The sequence below is a fragment of the Pseudanabaena sp. Chao 1811 genome (assembly GCF_027942295.1).
GTDB lineage: Bacteria > Cyanobacteriota > Cyanobacteriia > Pseudanabaenales > Pseudanabaenaceae > Pseudanabaena.
This window is the reverse complement of the sequence record NZ_CP101416.1, coordinates 2,007,003-2,028,437: the sequence shown is the minus strand read 5'-3', so window position 1 is coordinate 2,028,437 and position 21,435 is coordinate 2,007,003. Positions and strand designations below refer to the sequence as shown.

The 21,435-nt window shown below is 43.7% G+C and carries 21 protein-coding genes; 4 read left to right on the top strand and 17 right to left on the bottom strand.

Features of this window, described 5'->3' with window-relative positions:
- The first annotated feature begins 142 nt into the window (after positions 1-142).
- Entirely contained in the window at positions 143-448 is a 306-nt protein-coding gene (locus tag NMG48_RS09360; RefSeq protein ID WP_271254972.1) for a hypothetical protein, read from the top strand.
- Positions 441-605, top strand: coding sequence for a hypothetical protein (locus tag NMG48_RS09355; protein WP_271254971.1), 165 nt, complete (start codon positions 441-443; stop codon positions 603-605). The genes NMG48_RS09360 and NMG48_RS09355 overlap by 8 nt, the downstream gene beginning before the upstream one ends.
- A gap of 70 nt (positions 606-675) precedes the next feature.
- Here the strand turns inward: NMG48_RS09355 and NMG48_RS09350 are convergent, their stop codons facing one another.
- From NMG48_RS09350 to NMG48_RS09325, 6 genes are all read right to left on the bottom strand, one after another.
- Positions 676-864, bottom strand: coding sequence for a CPXCG motif-containing cysteine-rich protein (locus NMG48_RS09350; protein WP_126384579.1), 189 nt, complete (start codon positions 862-864; stop codon positions 676-678).
- 173 nt (positions 865-1,037) lie between these two features.
- Positions 1,038-2,672, bottom strand: coding sequence for a TPM domain-containing protein (locus NMG48_RS09345; RefSeq protein ID WP_271254970.1), 1,635 nt, complete (start codon positions 2,670-2,672; stop codon positions 1,038-1,040).
- Positions 2,673-2,733: 61 nt separating this feature from the next.
- Positions 2,734-3,996, bottom strand: a complete 1,263-nt coding sequence (locus tag NMG48_RS09340) for a hypothetical protein (RefSeq protein WP_271254969.1) — start codon at positions 3,994-3,996, stop codon at positions 2,734-2,736.
- 49 nt (positions 3,997-4,045) lie between these two features.
- The gene (locus tag NMG48_RS09335) at positions 4,046-5,920 is read right to left on the bottom strand and encodes a lipoxygenase family protein (RefSeq protein WP_271254968.1); all 1,875 of its coding nucleotides are present in this window, start codon (positions 5,918-5,920) and stop codon (positions 4,046-4,048) included.
- Positions 5,921-6,134: 214 nt separating this feature from the next.
- Positions 6,135-6,821, bottom strand: coding sequence for a response regulator (locus NMG48_RS09330; protein WP_271254967.1), 687 nt, complete (start codon positions 6,819-6,821; stop codon positions 6,135-6,137).
- Positions 6,822-7,078: 257 nt separating this feature from the next.
- Complete coding sequence (locus NMG48_RS09325; protein ID WP_271254966.1) at positions 7,079-8,224, bottom strand: glycosyltransferase family 4 protein; 1,146 nt, start codon at positions 8,222-8,224, stop codon at positions 7,079-7,081.
- A gap of 173 nt (positions 8,225-8,397) precedes the next feature.
- Between NMG48_RS09325 and NMG48_RS09320 the strand changes: the two genes are divergently transcribed.
- A complete protein-coding gene (locus tag NMG48_RS09320) occupies positions 8,398-8,787 on the top strand; it encodes a hypothetical protein (protein WP_271254965.1) in 390 nt (129 codons plus the stop codon).
- Between the two features lie 183 nt (positions 8,788-8,970).
- Positions 8,971-11,682 carry a type I DNA topoisomerase gene (topA, locus tag NMG48_RS09315; RefSeq protein WP_271254964.1) on the top strand — a complete coding sequence of 904 codons (2,712 nt, stop codon included), beginning with the start codon at positions 8,971-8,973 and terminating at the stop codon, positions 11,680-11,682.
- Positions 11,683-11,766: 84 nt separating this feature from the next.
- On the opposite strand, the gene NMG48_RS09310 is transcribed toward topA, so the two are convergent.
- The 11 genes from NMG48_RS09310 to NMG48_RS09260 all read right to left on the bottom strand — a co-directional run bounded on the left by NMG48_RS09310 (position 11,767) and on the right by NMG48_RS09260 (position 21,382).
- Positions 11,767-11,892, bottom strand: a complete 126-nt coding sequence (locus NMG48_RS09310; RefSeq protein WP_271254963.1) for a hypothetical protein — start codon at positions 11,890-11,892, stop codon at positions 11,767-11,769.
- 92 nt (positions 11,893-11,984) lie between these two features.
- Entirely contained in the window at positions 11,985-13,157 is a 1,173-nt protein-coding gene (locus NMG48_RS09305; protein WP_271254962.1) for an MSMEG_0565 family glycosyltransferase, read from the bottom strand.
- Between the two features lie 3 nt (positions 13,158-13,160).
- Entirely contained in the window at positions 13,161-14,057 is an 897-nt protein-coding gene (locus tag NMG48_RS09300) for a class I SAM-dependent methyltransferase (RefSeq protein WP_271254961.1), read from the bottom strand.
- Between the two features lie 91 nt (positions 14,058-14,148).
- Positions 14,149-15,111 (bottom strand): sll0787 family AIR synthase-like protein, encoded by a 963-nt coding sequence (locus NMG48_RS09295; protein ID WP_271254960.1) that lies wholly within the window; start codon positions 15,109-15,111, stop codon positions 14,149-14,151.
- Positions 15,111-15,617 carry an MSMEG_0567/Sll0786 family nitrogen starvation N-acetyltransferase gene (locus NMG48_RS09290; protein ID WP_271254959.1) on the bottom strand — a complete coding sequence of 169 codons (507 nt, stop codon included), beginning with the start codon at positions 15,615-15,617 and terminating at the stop codon, positions 15,111-15,113. The genes NMG48_RS09295 and NMG48_RS09290 overlap by 1 nt, the downstream gene beginning before the upstream one ends.
- Before the next feature lie 11 nt (positions 15,618-15,628).
- Positions 15,629-16,720: an MSMEG_0568 family radical SAM protein gene (locus tag NMG48_RS09285; protein ID WP_271254958.1), complete on the bottom strand. Its 1,092-nt coding sequence runs from the start codon at positions 16,718-16,720 to the stop codon at positions 15,629-15,631.
- Positions 16,721-16,747: 27 nt separating this feature from the next.
- Positions 16,748-17,176: a nuclear transport factor 2 family protein gene (locus tag NMG48_RS09280; protein WP_271254957.1), complete on the bottom strand. Its 429-nt coding sequence runs from the start codon at positions 17,174-17,176 to the stop codon at positions 16,748-16,750.
- A 248-nt stretch (positions 17,177-17,424) separates the two neighbouring features.
- Positions 17,425-18,396, bottom strand: coding sequence for a Nit6803 family nitrilase (locus NMG48_RS09275; protein WP_271254956.1), 972 nt, complete (start codon positions 18,394-18,396; stop codon positions 17,425-17,427).
- A gap of 58 nt (positions 18,397-18,454) precedes the next feature.
- Complete coding sequence (locus tag NMG48_RS09270; protein WP_126384744.1) at positions 18,455-18,937, bottom strand: MSMEG_0572/Sll0783 family nitrogen starvation response protein; 483 nt, start codon at positions 18,935-18,937, stop codon at positions 18,455-18,457.
- A gap of 216 nt (positions 18,938-19,153) precedes the next feature.
- The gene (locus NMG48_RS09265) at positions 19,154-20,437 is read right to left on the bottom strand and encodes an MSMEG_0569 family flavin-dependent oxidoreductase (protein WP_271254955.1); all 1,284 of its coding nucleotides are present in this window, start codon (positions 20,435-20,437) and stop codon (positions 19,154-19,156) included.
- A gap of 183 nt (positions 20,438-20,620) precedes the next feature.
- Positions 20,621-21,382 (bottom strand): molybdopterin-dependent oxidoreductase, encoded by a 762-nt coding sequence (locus NMG48_RS09260; RefSeq protein WP_271254954.1) that lies wholly within the window; start codon positions 21,380-21,382, stop codon positions 20,621-20,623.
- Between the last annotated feature and the right edge of the window lie 53 nt (positions 21,383-21,435).

The window sequence follows — 21,435 nt, the reverse complement described above, 5'->3', positions numbered from 1 at the left end:
GATGAATTGTAAGGATATAATGGGAAATTCTCACTGCTTCGACAGCCGATGAAATTGCTAATCAATTACTTTACAATTAAGGCGATCGCAATATCAACACATAAATCCAAGACTATACTGTAAAGATAAATCAGGAAGACTGATGAACTTAACCGAATCAGCAAATACTTCCATGAAAGTCTTCTCTCTACAAGTACAAAAAGAAGGACAAATTAGCATCCCTCAAGATGTGCTAAACACCCTGCAAACCCAAGAAGGACAAACCCTCACCCTGCTCCAAATCGGTGAATTTGCTGTAATTGTCCCCAGAATCCCCCAAGTCACAACACTGACAGAAAGCTTTGTATCCTTAATGAATGCAAGTAATGTCACCATCGATGAACTCCTAGAAAGCCTCCAAGAAGAGCGTCAAGCAATTTGGCAAGAGCAACAAAAAATCAGTGCGTAGAATATTCCTAGACTCAAGCGTTATCATTGCAGCTTGCGGTTCGCGTAGTGGCGCTAGTCATGCTGTCATCGTCATGGCAGAAATTGGGCTATTTAAAGTTCTGATTTCTGAACAAGTCATCGAAGAATGCGATCGCAACATCATTAACTATCTCTAGAAGTAATGCATTGTCGCATTTCTAAGATGTTTCGTCTCTTTGTCCATAGGTCATGGATGAATGCCAAAAACTAACTTTCTGGTTCACTGCTAATTTCAATATCTAGAGTATCTTCATCAATCTGGATATACAGCACATTTGGTTGACAACATACCTGACAATCTTCCACATAGGACTGTTGCATTCCCGCACTGAAGTCAACGAACGTCATATTAGGTTCTCCACAAAAAGCACAGGTATATTCGGCAGTATCTTGCATAATTTAAAAATTAACCATATTGTACGCAATTTGATGATTGATTTGCATATTTCTCAAAGTATAGCTGTATGAAGCCCAAGAGAGTGGCGGCGCTTCACGCCGCCACTCTCTTGGGCTTCATATTAATGGCTATAGCTATAGTTGGAATGTTACAGCACTATCACGACAATAAATTACCAATCGCTTCCAGAACCACCACCATCACTGCTACCTCCACCAAAATCGCTACTAGAAGAAGAGCTACTTCCATAATCATAGGAATCATAACTGGAAGAACTAGAGCTATAGTCTGTGCTGCTACCACTGTAATAACTAGAACTCACAGTTTGAGGAACATAGGGATAAACTGGCTGCTCATGAAAACAGTTTTGACATTGCATGATGCTAATAGCATTTTTAGAACCCTGCTTAGGAAATTTTTTGGGCTTTCGCGATTGTTTAAGATCAGCAGCAATTACCGTCGGATAGTGACATTTAGCACATACAGATTCTTCCTTCAGAATATTAGGATGGCAATAAATATGTTGACGATCGCGAGTAGTTGCAGGATGACAGCGATCGCAAGAATAGAGGGAATAAGTTGCATTGCCTAACTGCACTGCAAGTTGTTCAGGTTTAGAGAGATATGTATCAAACAAAGCTTCGTCTAAACGCTGAGTAGTTGTGCGACAGGTGACACAAAAATATTGATCAAGAGCAATTTTGTCATCCACAGAGACATTATTCACCACATAAATTAGAAAGAACTGATAGCTCATCGCACAGATCAAACTAATTGCAATGAACAAAAGATGACTCGGAATCCATGAGGTAATGCTCGGTGAAATCAATATAGCTACTACAAATAGAAGCGAACATTGGATAGATAAAAGTAGCCATAAATTTTTGAATATTGTCGTACCAAAAAGCTTCCATATTGGATGAGGAAGATTTGTAGACAAGGTTTTTGTCAATTTAGCAAGCCAATAGTAGGTGATGCCAAACCACATCGGAATACTGATTAAAGCGATCGCCGCATTGATCGTGAGCAGAGCTAAAAAATGTCGATCTAGTTGTAATACCCAACCTGTTGCCGAATCTTGCCATAGCAACGCACTCGCACTAATAGCGATCGCACCTACACCAAAGGCAATCAACCTCATTGGCGCATTGGCAAACTGCTTGAGTTTCTGAATTTTAATTTGGAACACCAGAGGGCTTTGGAAATTATATGCACTGGGTAACAATTGACACCATGAATTAATCTTCAAGACCATCCAAGCAATGCCACCTAAAGCGATCGCTATACCCAAAATCCCAATACCGTTATAAATCGGCGCAAAATCAAAATTAGGAAGACGAACTTGCTCTAGACGATTAGCAATTTCTTCCACACCATTGATTGTGCCTTGATCAAATTTCTGAAGCTTAAACTCAGGCTTAATCTTAGTCTCAATGATCTGAGCAACTTGCTCATTACTAATCTGCGAAGTAATTCCTCGACCAGTTTCTATCTCAATCCGACGTTCCTTTACAGAAATCAGCAATAACACACCATTATCAATACCGCGTTTTCCAATCCCCCAAGTATTAAATAGTTCTGTGGCATAGGCTTTAGGACTCGGTAGGGGAATGGTGTCAGGAACCGTTACTACTGCTAGCTCGGAACCATTGCGCGACTCTAGTTGCGAAATCCTCTGATTGAGGTGAGATTCGGTTTCCGCACTGAGAATATTTGCCGCATCACTCACCCAAGTAGCATTTAACTTGCGTGGGTTAGGAATATCACTAATGGGAATTGCCCATAATGGGGCTATAGGTAATATCATCACCCATAATAAAAATATTGAGCATACTGAGCAGAATATTAAGCAGATCCTTGTTATCCAATTAACCTTCATACGCTGTTATTTCCACTCCAGAGATAGTGTATTTGATTTCCTTAAATCCACTCATATCAGCTACGTCTTTGAGCGCAGCACTCAAATATAACTTACCAAATTCACCTTTGTCTTGAGCCATTTTCGAGGCAATATTGACAGGCATTCCCGCAATATCTTTAGTACCGATCGCTAGTTTAAAAATCAAAACTTCACCTTGATCAATGCCAATGCGACAGGTGACATCTTGCTTAGCGAGTTCCTGACGAAAGATTTTAGCAAAGCTAATCGCAGTAGCCACTTCATCAAAAGCATAAATCCCTAAAGAACTAATAACTTTAATTTCTGCTTCCCTTTGAAAATCAATTAACTTTAGCCCAATATCTTTCATTAATGCAGAAAAAGAGAGCTGATTGAACATAGCAATTTCATGGATATCTTCCGCCTCACTTTTACTCTCGATCAGTACTACTACTTTCTGCTGCATATATTTATGGGTTAGGTAATTAGCAAAATCCTGATCAGCGAGTCGAGTTTCATATGCCAATAAATCAGCATAGAAATCTTCAGAATAGGGAATGGGATAACGTTGATCGACTGGTTGTAGTTGTTCCAACCGCTCACCATCTAAAACACGATAAATATTACCAACCTCAGCAGTTAAGTATGACGGTAAATCATGGCGCTGCTCAAGGATAAAGTTATGATTTGCAGGAAGGCGATCGCATATCGCTTGACTGATTAAAATCTCTCCACCATTGGTATGATTCTCCGCAATTTCTTCGATCGCATCCGCTTCTACACCATACAAACCGCCACTAATTTGATAGAAGTTGCCATAATGAGCGCCCATTCCAATTTTAATTTGACAACTTTTGCTAATCTCATCTTGAATCGTCAGCAATGTAGAAACTAACGTTGCTGCGTCGATGGCATCGGGATAAAACATTTGCGTATTGTCCGCCGCCCAAATACCGACACTTTCACCAGCGATCGCTTTGCCATAACCATATACGATCTTTTTCGGTTGGTTGATCATTGCCAAAATTTCGAGCAGTCCCTTTTGCTGACAAAGCTTAGTCAAACCAACGGAGTCAGAGGAAACACTATAACCCTGTACTTGATGGCTTTCTAGGAGTTTTAAAGCATCATCATAGGTTTGGTCGCTACTCAGCCATTGCTCTACTAACTTCAGGGGCAAAGCACCAATGATGTCCTGCGTAACATCAAACAGATTTGTGGAGTAACGTTTTTTGCTAAGTTTCTCGATCATTGAAGTTGCCCCATTCCATTAGAACCGCGCTTTACGCAGTTCTAATGGGTTAGATATTAATACTTTGAGGAATGCGCGATGGTCTGAGATAACTATAGTCCACATTTCGTTGTTCATTACGAGACTTAATCGTAGACTCGATCGCCTTCAAATTGTCTTGGAAATCGCGCAGAGGCTTCTCAATGCGATCATCAGTGAAATACGCATTGCCATAATCTCCCAAAGTCGTGTAATAGACCGAGCCGAGAATATAGGTCATCGTTAACTGACTTTTTGCCTGATCAATGGCAGGAATCATCGACCAGAAATTATCTATGGTTGCCCCAGTAGTACTAGTGGGCGCAGGAGTATAGCCAGCTAAAGGAATCGCAGGGGCATAGTCCATCAAGTCACCTTGGGGAAAGTTCACTGCTGCGTGCTGGGCGCTACTGGTAAAGATGAGCAGGGTCACAGCATCAACCAAATAGGATAGGGTGCGAATCTGTCCATTTTGCCCAAAACTCGTTACCCGACCGCCATCGTTAGCAATTATTTCCTTGACCCATGCTTGTAGTTCTGAATCCCTAGCAACATCATTATCACTGCCATAGTAAACGAAGAGATAGTTCTTTACCCAAGTAGCGATCGCTTCCCACACCAATAATGCATCATCGCGATAGGGATATTCAGGCAGTAACTTTGGATCGTCAACGCCACGTTTTTTGAGCGCAACAGGTAGCATTGCCTCATCAAAATTATAGGTTTTGACTCCATGTACCGATAGGGCGCGAGCGGTCTCAATAGTGCCTGCTAATAAGCTATCAACAGTTCCACCTGCACTCACCAGTCCTGACTGGGCAGCATCATTAATCGCCAAAGTACCTTGGAAATGGGGCTTCAGCAAAATATACAAAGGGTGATTGTTAGCCAACTGACGATTTGTGGCGATCGCAAAGGGTTCAATGAATAAATGGGTACGTCCTAAATGGCTAATCAGTTGATGGTAATTAGCATCAGCAATCTGGACAACAGTTTTCGCAATCAACCAATTCGGCTCATCCCCATGTTGACTAACAAAAATCGGATGTGTATTGGGGTCTTGCCCTAACTGAATCGCGATCGGAGTCAGACTCTTTTTGCCTTTAGGAACCGCAAAGAGAGCTAAAGGGGCATTAATATATTTCTGCTTACCCTTCGGAAATGTCCCTCCAGTCAGCGCTTCTAATTCGGCATAATCCGCTAAATATAAGCGTCCTTCCGCACCTGCGGCAGCGAGAGAATCATCCGCCAAAACTGATTGGAACTGGGCTTCAGTTACAGGGAATCTTGCATCCAGAGAAGTTACCCGTTGAATCATCAAAGGATTAAAACCCGCAACCCGCAATCTTGCAAATTCAGTATTACTAAACAAGCTTTGACTAATTGTCGGAAGGGGAATAATCCAAAAAAGCTCGTTGTATTCTTGAATATTCGATCCTTCTACATCAATAGGATCATCTTCAAGAATTGTAGGTAAGTTGGACAGTAATTCCACCAAAGCGGTATCCGACTTCGCCATACTCGCCTCAAGCAACTTCTTTGAGAATTCCAGTTGCTTGGCTTTCGATTTTTCTTTATCAATAAATGCGGCGGGATTAGCGCGATCATTGAGCAATACCTTGACCACTACCTTCCCAACCAACAATCCCCAAGATAGAGAAAATCTCTCGCTGGTTGGCACTTTTTCCACCATTGGTAGCGAATCAATATAGGTGTAGTTGTATTGATACAGTTGCCGAGACTTAATTAGCAACGCCTGACGCTGAGAAATTTCGGGATCATTTTGGGGCAGTAGTGGATAGTTGCTCGACTTCGATGGCTTAGATATTAAATTAGCTAAATTGGCTAGCTTATCCGAGAGGAAATTTAATATTCTGGCGACACCGCTCAAAATTGAGAAGATCATGGATGCACCTAAAAATCTGTACATCCATATATAAAACCTAAAAGCTTTAAATAAGATGAATTTTTCTAAACTATTAGATGTGGTAAGTAGCTGAGCACAATTAAATATAAAACCCTAAAAGCTATGGCGAACGCTGCGCGTTCGCCATAGCTTTTAGTTCTATTTTTTAATGTGGCATAAATCGCCCCATCTAGTTTTTATTTATTTGACTTGTTTATTTGACCAATCCTGCTCGTAAAGCACGGACTGCGGCCTGAGTGCGATCATCCGCACAGAGCTTATTCAAAATATTTCGCACATGGGTTTTGACAGTCCCAACGGTAATGTAAAGGCGTTCTGCAATTTCGGCATTGCTATTACCATTGACAATCTCTGACAATACCTCTAACTCACGCTCAGTCAGGGGAGTAGCTTCCAGTACTTGTTTGTAATCAGCCTCGGCAGCATCTATTTCGACAGTTGCTTCCTTGCGCCGTACCTGCTGCAACACAATGCTAGCGATCGCAGGATCGATCCATGAGTTGCCCTCAGCCGTTAATTTTAGGGCTTGTACCAAGTTCTCAGAGCTAATATCTTTGATGCAATAGGAGTCTGCTCCTGCGGCAAAGGCAGCGAGTACCGTCTCTTGGTTATCGGTTAGGGTCAAGATTAAAACTTTAGTAGATTTACCTTCTGTAGCGGCAGCTTTAATTTGGCGCGTTACCTCTACGCCATCCATATCAGGCAAGCCTAAATCCACGATCGCCACGTCAGGTTGTTGGCTATTTACCAGCGACACGCCTTCCGCACCTGTTGCCGCCTCACCAACAAAGACAAGCTCGCCTTGCTGTTGTAAAGCGATCTTCATGCCCATGCGGGTCAGGTCATGGTCTTCAATTAGGACAACACGAATCGAACTCATAAGCACTTTTGCAGATTATGCAGGGTCTATATTGATACCAGAATCTCATAGAAGGGGCAATAAAAACAAAATACTCCCCAAAAGAAGATTTTAAAAATCATGCTAACTATCTGGACATAGTTCAAAAAATACTCCAAAAACCTGTGATGTATATTGCGCGTGCGTCACAGGTTTTTGAATTATGCTCAGCCACTTTTAGGTTTAATAATTTCTGTAAACAACCATCTAGCTAAACATTTAACTAAAAACGAACATCCTCAGACCGTTCGATAATCTTCCCAAGCCCGTTTTACAAAGTTATAAAACTCGGTTTGAAATCTCTCTATAGAAAATCGCATTGCATTCTCACGGCAGGCTTGGGGCTTGATTAGATGTTGATTCCTTTCAAACTCTAGTACAGCTTCACAGATACTATCAACCGACTGCGCTCCAAAAAATACACCTGTAGGGCGATCGCGATCCAACCCGATCACCGATTCCGTCACTCCGCCACGACCAAAGGCAATGACAGGCGTGCCACAAGCTTGAGCTTCTACTGGTGTAATGCCAAAATCTTCCTCTGAGGCAAAGACAAAAGCCTTCGCATTCTGCATATATGCTTTTAGTTCTGCTGGTTCACGATAACCAAGTAAATGCACATTTTTACCTGCCTTGGCAAGGATTTTAGACATTTGCTCACCGTCACCAATGACAACTAATTGGCGATCGCCCATGCGGGAAAAAGCTTCCACAATTAGATCAACCCGTTTATAGGGAACTAATCTTGAAGCGGTCAGATAGAACTCCTGCTTCTGCTCACAAAGAGCGTAATTTTGTAAATCCACAGGCGGATAAATCACCTGTGCATCACGCCGATAGACCTTATAAATCCGACGGGCGATAAATTGGGAATTGGCAATAAAGCGATCGACTCCATTAGCGGTGCGGGTATCCCATATTCTGATGTAGTGCAAGATCCATCTAGCAATCCAGCTTTTAATTCCTCTTTCTAAATTAGACTCTTGTAGATATTGATGTTGCAAGTCCCACGCATAGCGAATTGGTGAATGCACATAAGAAATATGTAACTGATGGGGGGAAGTTAAAACTCCTTTGGCAACGGCATGGGAACTGGAAATAATCAAATCATAGGCTGATAAATCAAGCTGCTCGATCGCAATAGGCATTAATGGCAGATATTGTCGAAATTTATTATTCGCAAAGGGTAACTTTTGAATAAACGTAGTCGTGACTTGTTTATTCTGGATATATTCCCTTTGCGAACCCTCTAAAAAGTCAACAACTGCAAACAAATCAGCATGGGGAAATATATTTAAAAACTGCTCAATGACTCGCTCTGACCCCGCATAGTTAACAAACCATTCATGAACGATCGCAATTCGTAAATTTTCTAATTTTGACATACAGCACTGAGCAGAGTTTCTAAATCCTAAGTCCATAGGGTACGCCAAGTATAGCTAAAACCTCTTGAGAAATTTTGGAATATAGTTACAATAGCAACTTTGCAACTGTGTACTTTATGAAGTTTCACGATATATCTTCAAGACTAGCCAGCATTAGCATAACGATCATAGGCATGACTAGTTTTTCGGCACTGACCTTTGTGCCAACCTTAACTGCTCCTGCGATCGCCCAAACCACAGGGGAAAAGGGTGAACCTGTCACCACCAGATCAACACCGCAAGCGCTCGCCTTAGCCAAGCATTTACGCAAAATTGGTGCAAAGGTGTATACCGCCTATTGGTGTCCCCATTGCCATAGCCAGAAGGAGCGTTTTGGGCTAGAAGCAACGAATCAATTGGATATAATTGAATGCGATCGTCGTGGATTCAAACCGCAGAGACAACTTTGTATCGCTAAAAAGATCAGAGGATTTCCCACATGGGAGATTAATGGTAGGTTTTATGAAGGCGATCGCACACTAGAAAATTTAGCAAATTTATCAAGATATCGTGGCGATATCTAGCCAATCATCACTAATGTAGCAAAATGTCAACTACAAATTTGCATAATTAGATTAAAGTAATTACCGTCTAGCTAAAAATAGTAATTTTCTGCATAAACATTGTATATAGGTTAAGAAGGCATTTCATAAACCTTTAATTTGACTCGTTTGTTTTTTTGATTACCGCGAACCTTGCAGGCTAATATGTCTACTCTTGTCATTGTCGAATCGCCCACTAAGGCACGCACCATTCGTAACTTTTTGCCCTCAGAGTACCGAGTTGAGGCATCAATGGGTCATGTGCGCGATTTGCCACAGTCAGCTAGTGACATCCCTGCGGAGTTAAAATCCTCTGAGTGGGCAAAACTAGGTGTAAATGTTGATGCTGACTTCGAGCCTCTGTATATCGTGCCAGACGATAAGAAAAAGATCGTCCGTGAACTCAAATCTGCTCTTAAGGGAGTTAAGGAATTAATTCTGGCGACTGACGAAGATCGCGAGGGTGAAAGTATTTCTTGGCACTTGTTGCAAATTTTGCAGCCGAAAGTACCGATCAAGCGCATGGTTTTCCATGAGATCACCTCCGAAGCAATTAAAGGAGCCTTGAAAAATTGTCGCCAGATCGACGATCGCCTTGTCCATGCCCAAGAAACCCGCCGCATTCTCGATCGCCTTGTTGGTTATACCCTCTCGCCTTTGCTCTGGAAAAAAATTGCTTGGGGGCTATCCGCAGGACGAGTACAGTCGGTGGCTGTCCGTCTCATTGTGAACCGTGAACGGGAGCGCCGTGCCTTTAAATCTGGTAGCTATTGGGACTTGAAGGCAAATCTCTATGCACCTAAGCAAGAATTTCCTGTGCAGCTAGTCTCCGTCGGTGGGACAAATGTAGCCACTGGTAAAGACTTTGATGAGGCGACAGGCAAAATTGCCAAGGGTCGCAAGGTTTTATTGCTTGATGAAGCGGCGGCGATCGCACTCAAGGAGAGACTTAATGGCAAAGTTTGGTCGGTGAGCAATCTCGAAGAACGTCCTACCACCCGCAAGCCCTCACCACCCTTCACCACCTCGACTATGCAGCAGGAGGCAAACCGCAAACTGCGCCTGTCGGCGAGGGACTCAATGCGAGTAGCGCAAGCTTTGTACGAGCAGGGCTACATTACCTATATGCGGACTGACTCCGTGCATTTATCGCAACAAGCGATCGCGGCGGCGCGTCAATGCGTAACCAAGATGTATGGCAACAACTTCCTCAGCAAAGAACCTCGCCAGTACGTCACCAAATCTAAGGGCGCACAGGAAGCCCACGAAGCGATCCGTCCTGCGGGAGAAACCTTCCGCACCCCCCAAGAAACGGGTTTGTCTGGTCGTGAGTTGGCACTTTATGACCTGATCTGGAAGCGTACCGTTGCTTCACAGATGGCAGATGCCCAGTTAACCATGCTCAGCGTCCAGTTAACCGTTGAGGATGCCATCTTCCGAGCTTCGGGCAAGCGGATTGATTTCGCAGGATTTTTCCGCGCCTATGTCGAAGGCTCCGACGATCCCGACGCGGCTTTAGAAGAAAAGGAAATTACCTTGCCACCGCTCAAAATGGGCGATCATCCCGTCTGTCGGGAATTAAATACGGTCGGACATGAAACTCAACCACCAGCGAGATATACCGAAGCTGCCCTTGTGAAAATGTTGGAAAGTGAAGGCATCGGTCGTCCTAGCACCTATGCCAGCATTATCGGCACGATCTGCGATCGCGGTTATGTGCAACTGGTCAATAATGCTCTTATTCCCAGCTTTACCGCCTTTGCTGTCACCAGTTTGCTAGAAGAGCATTTCCCCAATCTCGTTGATCCCAGCTTCACCTCCAAAATGGAGCAGACCCTCGATGATATTTCTACAGGTAGTGTGGAATGGTTGCCCTATCTCAAGAAATTCTATTCAGGTGAGCAAGGGCTAAGTGGACAGGTCAAGTCTCGCGATAGTCTCATCGATGGTGAAGCCGCAAGGACAGTCCATCTCGAAGGTTTAGATGATGATGTCAAGGTGAAGATTGGTAAATTTGGAGCGTATATCCAAGTTGGAGAAGGCGATCGCACCGTCAATTCCTCCATTCCTCAAAATTTAACTCCTTCCGATCTCGTCCCTGACAAAATCGAAATGCTACTCAAGCAGAAACTAGAGGGACCCGATCAAGTTGGTATCCATCCAGAGACCAATGAGCCAATCTTTATGATGGTCGGTCAGTATGGACCTTACGTGCAGTTAGGACAAGCTACGGACGCAGTTCCCAAACCAAAACGCGCTTCTTTGCCCAAGGGAATGCAGCCTGAACAGGTGACTCTCGATGTTGCCGTGAAGTTGCTTGCTTTGCCGCGTACTTTAGGCGCACATCCTGATACTGGCAATCGCGTGTTTGTAAATACAGGGCGCTTTGGTCCCTATGTTTGCCATGTCAAGGGCAATGGCGATAAGGATGATAACCGATCGCTCAAATCCACTGACGATCCCTACACAATTACCTTTGAACGCGCCTTAGAACTGCTCGCCCAGCCCAAAGTCCTACGTGGAGCTGCCGCCGCCAAAGTCCTCAAATCCCTTGGTAAGCACCCCGATGATGATGAAGCGATCGAGATTCTTGATGGTAAATATGGCGCTTATGTGAAGCATGGCAAGATAAATGTATCCCTTACCAAGGAGCAGTCCGTAGATACCTTGACCCTAGAGGAAGCTCTATCCATGTTGGCTACTAAATCTAAGTCAAGCAAAAGTACTAGCAAACGGACTAAGGCGGCTTCCAGCGAAACCAAGAAAACAACAACCAAAAAGACCGCAACCAAATCTACAGCCAAGGCTGCCACAACTAAAACTGCTACAAAAACCACAAAAAAGACTACAACCAAAAAGACAGCAGCAACTAAGTAGATCCTAAAGGCATAAAAAAACACGCTTCGCGTGTTTTTTTATGCCTTTAGGATCTAAAAACAGCACAAATGTCTGACGACTAATCTAGTCATTAACTGCAATAATCTTATTAAAAATTGCTAATTTATGAGTGCTGGCAAAGTCCCAATCCCCAAATTCCGACTCCGTACAACTATAGTAATTCCCTTTGTAACCTAAATTGCTACCCATAGATTAACGTAAAAATGCGATCGCCTATATTAGGCTTGAGACTTAAGCAATCGCCTCTGAATAATACGTCCAATATCCGTTCATAGTCTCACTCAGATTGTTGCCATTATTGCCATTTGATATGCGTTGAGGTGCATTTTTGCCGATCGCTCCCATGAGTAATCAGATAAAATACTTTGACTTGCGTGGATGAGAGAACTCGCGAAATCAGAATCATTCAGAGATCGCATAGCTTGGGCGATCGCCTTAATATCATTGGGATCGACCAATAGAGCCTGTGAGGTTGTTAAGAATTCCGTAAATGGCAGCATATTGGCAGTAATGATCGGTAAACCTGAAGCGATCGCTTCAAAAATCACTAGTCCCCAACCTTCTTTGATTGAGGGAAATACGAACATATCGGCACAACGATAAATTGTCTGTAATTCCACATCGGTGAGGATACCTGTAATCACAAGGGATTTACCAATATCAATTCCTAGCTCTTGGACAGTATCCAAAAATTGCTGGCGATAATCTTGATAATCGAAGAGGGTCGAACCACCTGCGATCACTAATTGAGCATTAGGAAAATCAATTAATACTTGAGAAAATGCTTTTAGAAGATTGATAGAATTTTTTCTAGGTTCAATGCCACCAACCGTCAGATAAATGGGTGAACCTGTTAGACCAAACCGTTGTTTTAGAGATGCTTCAGAGCCATTTTTCTGACTAGAAAAGCGACTGGTATTAATACCATTAATTACTCTCAGCGCATGGATTTGATAATGTTCTTGAATTTGCGCCTGCCAACTATCACTCACACATAGACATAGCGATGCTTCGCGAATGGAGCGATCCTGACAGTTGCGTAAATAGGGACTATTGTAGTCTTCGATATGGTGAATCGTACGGATAAAATGAGGGATGATTTGCTGCGATCGCAAAATCGCTAAAGCATTGGCACTGATACAGTCCTGAGCATGATAAATATCATAATTGAGGAGCAAATTTTGCGAATAATCGATTAAATAATCCACAAATTCTTGAATACGTTGCTTAATCAACAGATCAATCTCTGGAGGAGCAGGTTTCGCAGGGATAGGTTGATATTCGCAAGGCAAATGTTGCTCAAAGCCTGCTCCATCCTTATCTAAAGCAAAAATACAAACCTGATGTCCTAAAGCTTGCAAAGCTGATGCTAACTCCAAGGTGTGAACAACACTCCCTCTAGGCTTTGTGGAGTAGGTCATTAAAGCGATGCGTAACTTTTGATTCTGGAGCATAGATTATATTTTGTGGGCAACATGAAAAGCAGAAACAAAAGATAGATTGAGGTGATCGCCTCGGTTGCGATATAGAACTTCTCGTAACTTTGCAAAGAGGCTAATCCTCGTTTCTTCTGTCAGAACGATGTACGGAGATAGCGTACTCAAAAGTAATAGATAGTCATCAAGGCTGTAGGTAACTTTATAAACAGAGGAATCATAGCTAAGATGGTGAAAATAGCCCGAATCCATAATAGTTTGACTAAATTTCAAGAAATCTGCTTGATGAGTTTTTCTGCCCTCATGTCTGGCATAGAGGGGGATAGAAGGTGCTATGGATTGGTAGATTTCATCCACTAACTGATAGGTTTGCTCATCTAGTTGCGGTGGCGTATTCCATAATAGAATGAGAACACCTTTTGCTTTCAATGCTACTGCTGATTTTTCATAGGCAATTGCGGGATCGAGCCAATGCCAAGATGTTGCCGCTAGGACTGCATCAAAGCGATCGCGTTCTAATTCCCATTCCTCAAAGGCAAGATTTTGGATTTCCACTTGAGGATATTCAGCACAGTTTTGTTTGGCTAATGTTGCGGCTTCGAGATTTGGCTCTAGACTCAAGAGCCAAAATCCCAACTTAGCAAAGTTCACTGTGGCGATCGCGGGTCCACAGCCGAGTTCAAGAATTTTGGCTTGCGGTGGCAATTGGGCTAGTTGCAGCGTGCGATTAATAATTTCCGATGGATAGCGTGGTCTCACCCGATTGTAAGCATCGGCAACGGAGCCATACCAAGTCTTCCTTTCGCCTAAATCTTTCCCAGCATAATCGTTCACTACCTCTGTCCAACTTTTTTGACCAGCATGACCGCTAGCAATATCTGGGGTTTGGGAACTGCGTAAACTTGGCAAATCAGTCATGAAATTTACTTGTTAGCTAGTGATGCTAGTTTAGCATTTTCCACCATTTGTGCCTTGCCAAGCAGGTCACAGGCATCGAAATCAGGCTGATTTAAAATCCCGTTAAAGCATCCTGATCAAAATCCCAGAATAGAACGGATTCTGACTGCGATCGCAAAATTAACTGATGGGATGCTTGCACTTCACCAATCACGGCACAGACTAAATCCTGATCTGCAAATTCAGCTTGCACCTTGGCTAAATATTCAGGACGGATACTCAAGAGAAAGCCATAGCTGGGAAAGGAAGTTAGCCATTTTTCGAGATCAAGGGACTCAGGGTAAGGAATGCGATCAAGATCGAGAACTGCGCCACAGTTAGAGGTTTCTAAAAGCATCAATAATGTTCCGACAATTCCACCCATACTGATGTCTTTGCCTGCATCACACCAACCCCTCGCCGCTAGTCTTGGTAAGATCGCCAGATTTTGACGCAATCGCGCAGGATCAGCAGTAGTTGCAGCATTCCAAAAAGCATAATCAGGATGGGATTTACCACGAAAATCCGTTGCGATAATCAGTAGATCATCAGGCTGCGCCTTGAAACTAGAAATCAGATTTTGAGCGCGTCCTAGGATAGCAACAGATAGAGCCGCATAGGGACTGTGACAGTTGGTATGACCACCAACAATGGGAACTTGGTAGGCAAGAGATGCAGCCTTCATTCCTTCCCATAAAGGATCTGTCTGTGGGCGAGATTGACTCCAAATGCTATCGACTACAGCGATCGGCTTACCACCCATCGCATAGATATCACTGACATTGACCATCACCGCACACCAACCCGCAAACCAAGGATCGGTTTCAATTAGCTTAGGTAACATTCCCTCCGCCGCAAATAGCAAGTAGCCATCACCATCGGGAATTGCCGCGCAATCATCACCAATTAGAACCCGATCGCTTTGCCATGCTTCAGGTTGCCATCCTTGATGTAACGCTTTGGCAGCCGTTTGAATATCCTGCTTTTGCGGCAAACTTAGCGATCGCTTTAATCGGGTCACCAATTCTGACAGCATCAAGACACCTTGAGATCTTGACGCAGTAGACTAGGACATAATTCCATCGCCGCAGGATAGAAGTTGAGATCGGCTTCCATTAAATGATGGGGGCGATCGCAAATCGTCATTTCGTTTAGAGATGCCCAATGCAAGCGTTGAAAAAAGCGCACGTTCTGTAATTGTACGGTTGCCAAAAAGCGATCGCATCCCCATGTATTTGCAGTGGTGACTGCCTTATGGATTAAACCTTTGCCAATCTGCCAACCACGGCGAAATTCTGGGTGAGTTCCCAATCTGCCACCATACCAAAGTCTAGGCTGTGCTTCGTAAATTCGGACTACGCCCACAACGCGATCGCTAGTAGGCTCAATGGCGACGATCGGATAAGCTTTCTTATCAATATCATCAAAATCATCTTCTTCAAATACATCCTGCTCTTCCACAAAGATGGCTCTTCTCAAATCGAAGTATGCTTTTATTTCTTGAGGAGAGGTTGCCAGTTTAAATATATAGGATTGGGACATATTGTTGTTTTCTATAACTTTTCAAAGGTAGAAAGTGCCGAACAAGCGCCGCACTTCCCGCAACCTGCTTTCATATCGGCGGAAGACATTCCCGCTTCTCTGAGCATTGCACCAATTTTTTCGTAAAGGGCAAACATAAACTCACTCTTCGGTGCAGGATGATTAGCTAAGGGCGTACCAGAGATCGGCACAAAGGGAACCACAAAGGGATAGACACCACACTTAATTAGGCGATCACTAATTTCCACGAGAGTTTCAAAACTATCACCCAAACCTGCCAGCAGATAGGTACTAACCTGTCCCCAACCGAAGACTTTCACCGCCGCCGCAAAGGCTTCAAAATAATATGCGATGGGTACTGACGCTTTACCTGCCATAATGCGCGATCGCACCTCTGGATCGGCGGCTTCTAAATGCATTCCTAAAGTATCAATCCCTGCTTCCTTCATGCGATCGAACCAGATAAAATCATCGGGCGGTTCGCACTGTGCCTGAATCGGAATATCCACCTTTGCCTTGATTGCCCGCGCACATTCCGTTAAATATGCTGCACCGCGATCGCTAGTATTTGGTGTACCTGTGGTCATAACCAGATGCTTAACTCCATCAAGACGCACCGCCGCTTCGGTCACTTCCGCAAGTTGAGCAGGCGTTTTTCTGGCGATCGTGCGACCTGCCTCTAGAGATGCGCCGATCGCACAAAATTGACAAGATGTTTCTGTATTGTTGTATCGCATACAGGTTTGCAAAACCGTTGTCGCAAGGACATCTCGGCTATGCAATAGGGCGATTTTGCGATAAGGAATACCATCTGCTGTGGTCAGGCTATAGAATTTTGGTTCTTGGGGAAAGGCGATCGGTAGCACTTCGCGATCGTCCAAATGGAGGACTAACTGCTCCGTATCGGGATTGAGTGTTGCTTTGTAAGGCGATCGCGCCGATGAGCCAGTGTAAATAGGAACCATCACCGTCGTACCGTCAATTGTGACCGCTTTATGGTCAGAAGGGCCAGCGCCACCTTTACGACCTGCCACACCCACATTCGGCTCAACCCAACTCAATCCCTGAGTTTGAATGTCTGTAATTAGCTGTTGCTTGTTCATTTACTTACCCAAGTCATGATTTTGGTGTTAGGGCTTACGTTCCCAGCGAAATTTACGCTCAGATTCTTGAATGAGAACATCATTAATACTGGCTTCCCGTCGTCGCATCAGCCCATTTTCCGCAAATTCCCACTGCTCGTTACCATAGGCGCGATACCAATAACCAGAGTCATCGTGCCACTCATATTCAAAGCGTACGGATATGCGGTTATCGGTGAAACTCCAAAGTTCCTTTTTGAGGCGATAGTCCATCTCCTTCGCCCATTTACGTTTGAGAAATTCCCGAATCGCATCCCGTCCGCTAAAAAATTCCGCTCGATTTCGCCATTGAGAATCTTCGGTATAGGCTAAGGCAACTCGATCAGGATCGCGAGTATTCCAAGCATCTTCGGCAGCTTGCACCTTAGCGATCGCAGTTTCCAGCGTAAAAGGAGGTAATGGTGGCTTTAGTTCCATTGATTTGAATTTTATATGTATTAACGACTGGGATTGTTTACCTCTAACTGCCCCTTATCAAGACTAACTTTTATACACACAAATCTCAAAAAACCCCTTTAGTTGCCCCTTACAAAGGGGGAAAACTAGAAATCTCATTCCCTCACCTTTGCAAGGGGAGGGCTAGGGAGGGGTTATGAATGATATTTTAGAATCGCCTTAGTTGTGTGTACATGGTAGCCCCTTAGAAAGGCAAATATTTAGAGAGATTAAGCAACAGGAATTTCTAGATCTCCTAGCACTTCAGGTAACTGCTCTGCCATCACCGATGCAGCACTAGAGTTGAGATGTAATTGCAACAACTCAGGACGTGCATAGTGACCGACCGAATCCATCATCCGCTTTCGCTTAGTGATCAGAGAGAAATCAAGATCGGCGATCGCCATGCCTTCACCTTCCGTAATCGGTGGACAGAGATGATTGCCCTCTGGTCCAATAATGGCAGTATTGCAACCACCACTCAGCACCTTCTGTAACTTCTCATCAGTTGTAATCTGAGCGACCTGTTCAGGAGATAACCAACCCGTAGAATTAATCACAAAGCACCCTGACTCCAAAGCATGGTGACGAATTGTTACTTCAATCTGATCGGTGAAAATCTGCCCAACCAAGGAACCAGGGAACTGAGCGCAATGGATTTGCTCATGTTGTGCCATCAGCGCATATCTTGCTAGAGGATTGTAATGCTCCCAGCAAGCCAAAGCCCCAACCTTCCCTACAGCCGTATCCACCACAGTTAGACCTGCACCATCGCCCTGTCCCCAAACCATCCGTTCGTGATAGGTCGGCGTAATTTTGCGGCGCTTTAGCACCAATGTGCCGTCGGCATCAAAGATAAGCTGTGTGTTATACAGCGAACCATGATCACGCTCATTAATCCCTAACACCACGACAATTCTATAGGATTTTGCCGCATTACTCACCGCCTCAGTTACAGGACTTGGTACTGTAACCGCTTCTTCGTAAAGACGCATATGTTCTTTACCCATCAAGACAGGTGGCTGCACAAAGGAAAAGTAGGGGTAGTAAGGGATAAATGTTTCTGGAAAAACAACTAGTTGAGCACCTTCTTTAGATGCTTTAGCGATCGCATCGAGAACTTTCTCTGTCGTACCATCACGACTAAACAAAACGGGGCTAATTTGAACGGCAGCAGCTCTAACTATGCGTGAATAGTCCATGAAAGATTCCTTGATGCTCTTTTAATACGCTCTCTTAATGTTCTATTGAATGGCAAACTTAGAGAGTCCAAGTATCTAAAATGAAAGCGCCATCCTTGCGATGGAGGAGAATGATATCTAATACATCAAGGGGGCTAATGGGACGAATTCCAGGGATGAGGGAGGTTTCACCATGACCATAGAGTGCTTGCAATGCAAAGCGACAGGCATAAACCTTGCCACCTTCAGACATAAATTTAGTAATCTGATCGTTGAAGTTCTGATGTCCGGGAAAAGCAGTATCTCCCAATTTTGGGAAACCACGCTGGACACCGAGGGTTACCCCAGGACCATAGAGTAAAATAGAAGTCTCAAAACCCTTACGTTGTAAACGAGTTGCTTGGAGTAAGTTCACAAAACCAATCGAACCTTCAAAAGCAACGGTATGGAAAGTTACTAACGCTTTCTCCCCAGCTTCGGCTTTGACATCAGGAAATACTTTCTCTTCGTAATCAACAAAGAAGTCACCAGTTTGATGAGCAGGCGCTGTAACTTGAGGCATGATATGTATCCTTAGTTTGATAGTTTGATGATGATTGGTATTGCTTGATGAAAGCCAGATTAAGCGCTCTCTCACAAGGTGTTTTGTAACACTGAATACGGAAGAGCGAAGTCTATTTATATGTATAGGGATGGCGATCGCAATGTCAGCAATCAACCAAAATCCATCTAAATCACCTAGCGAAATCGCTAGTTTTTGAATTTGTTGTAGTGGATGTTACGAACCAATGAGAAATTCGTTGACAATGCTCCAAGCACTAGAAGAGGAGACTTTCTTCTTGGAGATCATGCAATCAGCTAAATAGTTCGCATCCCTCGCAATTCCTGAGAATCGCCCTGAGCCCCAAGTGTATAGCCAAGGCAATCCTAAGAAGTAGAAACCATTCACATCCGTAACACCACGCTTATGTCCGGGATAGCCCTTGCCATCAAATACAGGAATCTCAATCCAACTAAAGTCCGTATGATAGCCAGTACACCAAATCACGACACCAATATTCGCTTTTACAAAATCTATTTCTAAGATCGATTCTTGAGGTTGCCATACTGGTTGATAGGGCGGATCAATCGGTGCTTCGATGTGGTTCTTTTCAATAAATCCATCAATAGTTTTCTTGATGCTTTCCGCCACTGCATCAGCATTATCAAGGTTTTGGACTAAATCATCAAAGAACTCTAATTTATCATGATGAATAGCTTTCAATCTGCCATGCAGTTGCATTCCTTCGATCGCAAATTGGCGCAAATTGATCTCCCGACCACCATCGCGACCAGTCACATAATGATTTGCCTTAGCTCTGACCTTATCCTTTTGAGGATGCTCATCGATCGCTAGGTCATAATAGCCCATTTGCGCGAGCCAATCAACGACATCCTTACCCCGATAGCGACGCGGCGATCGCGGCGCACTACCCACACATAAATGGACTTGCTTACCTGCGAGGTGCAAATCTTCCGCAATCTGACAGCCCGATTGCCCAGTCCCAACCACCAGCACCGCACCGTCAGGCAAAGATTCAGGATTTTGGTATTGAGAAGAATGCAACTGCATGATACTTGTGGGAAATCTCTCCGCAATACGTGGTAGTTTCGGGTTATGGTAACCTCCCACCGCAATCACCACCTGATCGGCAGTGAAATCCCCAATCGTTGTATTGATTTCAAATACATTTAAGGCATCATTTTTAGTTACCTTTAAAACCTCCACACCTTCTTTAATCGGCGGTGAAAAGGACTCGGCATATTCCTCAATATATTTTACGATTTCATCTTTTTGCATGAATCCATTGGGGTCACTGCCATTGTAGTGATAACCGGGGAGTTGACATTGCCAGTTGGGAGTCACTAAGCAAAAAGAATCCCATCGGCGATCGCGCCATGAATGCCCGATGCGATTTTTCTCAAACACAATATGGTCAATTTCTCTTTCCTTTAAGCAATAGCTCATGGCGAGTCCAGCCTGACCACCACCAACGATGATTACAGAATAATGGTTATACATTGCGAACCTTGGCTTTAGTAACTTCTATTCATAGTAAGCACCGCCTTCAGGTCACTTTTGTAGCACTTAGTACGAAAGCTTGAAGTCTAACGATAACGATAGTTGTCGCGATCACGATCATTTAATCTCACTCAAACTGTTGATTGCATCTAACTAAATCGATAGGTGATCACGCCAGCAATTTTACAATCCTGCAAACCACTCATAACCTTCATCTACCCAATAACCTCGACGTTGCTGGAAAAGCTCATTAGTAAAAGTGACGCGAGTTATCCATTTTGATTGCTTATAGCCGAGCTTAATCGGAGAAGCTAACCGCAGAGGTGCGCCATTCTCAACGGGGAGATCTTGACCATTCTTTTGATAAGCAAGTAGAGTTTGGGGATGTAAAGCTGAAGCAATATCCCAACTCTCATAGTAATTGTCGGCGGATTCAAAATAGACATAACGCGCTCCCGCTTTCGGTTGAACTAACTTTGCCAGTTCGTAGAGACGTATCCCACCCCACTGCACGATCGCTGCCCAGCCTTCCACACAGACATGACGAATCACCATCGAAGTTAAGGGTAATGCCTGAATATCTCTCATGCTCAATTGCATCGGATTATTGACTGCACCATCAATTACTAATTTGAAGGAATTAGGATCAATGACAGGGGTAATGTCATAGGAATTAACTAATAAAGCATTAGGCTCGATTGCACTCACAGGATATTCTGGCGCAGGATTTTTTGACTGAAAGATTAATTCTTCAATGCTTTGATTGAGTGGCTCAAATAAAGCTCTGACATTTCCAGTTTGTTGGTTGAGAGGTTTAAAAATGGGACTCACGCGACTAGCCTCATTCGCACAACTTCCCAAAAACAAACCCATGCCTGACAAACTGGCATATTTAATTAACTGACGACGGGAAAACCGACGGTGTGGATATGGGTCAAATTTCATGCTGAATAATCCTAATCAATCATTTAATATCAACTCAAAAAAGTGTAGTTACA

What these genes read in the sequence shown, in the direction of transcription:
- NMG48_RS09360 (WP_271254972.1), top strand. Translation starts at nt 143, where the DNA reads ATGAACTTAACCGAATCAGCAAATACTTCCATGAAAGTCTTCTCTCTA.
- NMG48_RS09325 (WP_271254966.1), bottom strand. Translation starts at nt 8,224, where the DNA reads ATGTCAAAATTAGAAAATTTACGAATTGCGATCGTTCATGAATGGTTT.
- NMG48_RS09335 (WP_271254968.1), bottom strand. Translation starts at nt 5,920, where the DNA reads ATGATCTTCTCAATTTTGAGCGGTGTCGCCAGAATATTAAATTTCCTC.
- topA (WP_271254964.1), top strand. Translation starts at nt 8,971, where the DNA reads ATGTCTACTCTTGTCATTGTCGAATCGCCCACTAAGGCACGCACCATT.
- NMG48_RS09295 (WP_271254960.1), bottom strand. Translation starts at nt 15,111, where the DNA reads ATGCTGTCAGAATTGGTGACCCGATTAAAGCGATCGCTAAGTTTGCCG.
- NMG48_RS09350 (WP_126384579.1), bottom strand. Translation starts at nt 864, where the DNA reads ATGCAAGATACTGCCGAATATACCTGTGCTTTTTGTGGAGAACCTAAT.
- NMG48_RS09320 (WP_271254965.1), top strand. Translation starts at nt 8,398, where the DNA reads ATGACTAGTTTTTCGGCACTGACCTTTGTGCCAACCTTAACTGCTCCT.
- NMG48_RS09280 (WP_271254957.1), bottom strand. Translation starts at nt 17,176, where the DNA reads ATGGAACTAAAGCCACCATTACCTCCTTTTACGCTGGAAACTGCGATC.
- NMG48_RS09260 (WP_271254954.1), bottom strand. Translation starts at nt 21,382, where the DNA reads ATGAAATTTGACCCATATCCACACCGTCGGTTTTCCCGTCGTCAGTTA.
- NMG48_RS09305 (WP_271254962.1), bottom strand. Translation starts at nt 13,157, where the DNA reads ATGCTCCAGAATCAAAAGTTACGCATCGCTTTAATGACCTACTCCACA.
- NMG48_RS09340 (WP_271254969.1), bottom strand. Translation starts at nt 3,996, where the DNA reads ATGATCGAGAAACTTAGCAAAAAACGTTACTCCACAAATCTGTTTGAT.
- NMG48_RS09345 (WP_271254970.1), bottom strand. Translation starts at nt 2,672, where the DNA reads ATGATATTACCTATAGCCCCATTATGGGCAATTCCCATTAGTGATATT.
- NMG48_RS09290 (WP_271254959.1), bottom strand. Translation starts at nt 15,617, where the DNA reads ATGTCCCAATCCTATATATTTAAACTGGCAACCTCTCCTCAAGAAATA.
- NMG48_RS09300 (WP_271254961.1), bottom strand. Translation starts at nt 14,057, where the DNA reads ATGACTGATTTGCCAAGTTTACGCAGTTCCCAAACCCCAGATATTGCT.
- NMG48_RS09330 (WP_271254967.1), bottom strand. Translation starts at nt 6,821, where the DNA reads ATGAGTTCGATTCGTGTTGTCCTAATTGAAGACCATGACCTGACCCGC.
- NMG48_RS09285 (WP_271254958.1), bottom strand. Translation starts at nt 16,720, where the DNA reads ATGAACAAGCAACAGCTAATTACAGACATTCAAACTCAGGGATTGAGT.
- NMG48_RS09270 (WP_126384744.1), bottom strand. Translation starts at nt 18,937, where the DNA reads ATGCCTCAAGTTACAGCGCCTGCTCATCAAACTGGTGACTTCTTTGTT.
- NMG48_RS09310 (WP_271254963.1), bottom strand. Translation starts at nt 11,892, where the DNA reads ATGGGTAGCAATTTAGGTTACAAAGGGAATTACTATAGTTGTACGGAG.
- NMG48_RS09275 (WP_271254956.1), bottom strand. Translation starts at nt 18,396, where the DNA reads ATGGACTATTCACGCATAGTTAGAGCTGCTGCCGTTCAAATTAGCCCC.
- NMG48_RS09265 (WP_271254955.1), bottom strand. Translation starts at nt 20,437, where the DNA reads ATGTATAACCATTATTCTGTAATCATCGTTGGTGGTGGTCAGGCTGGA.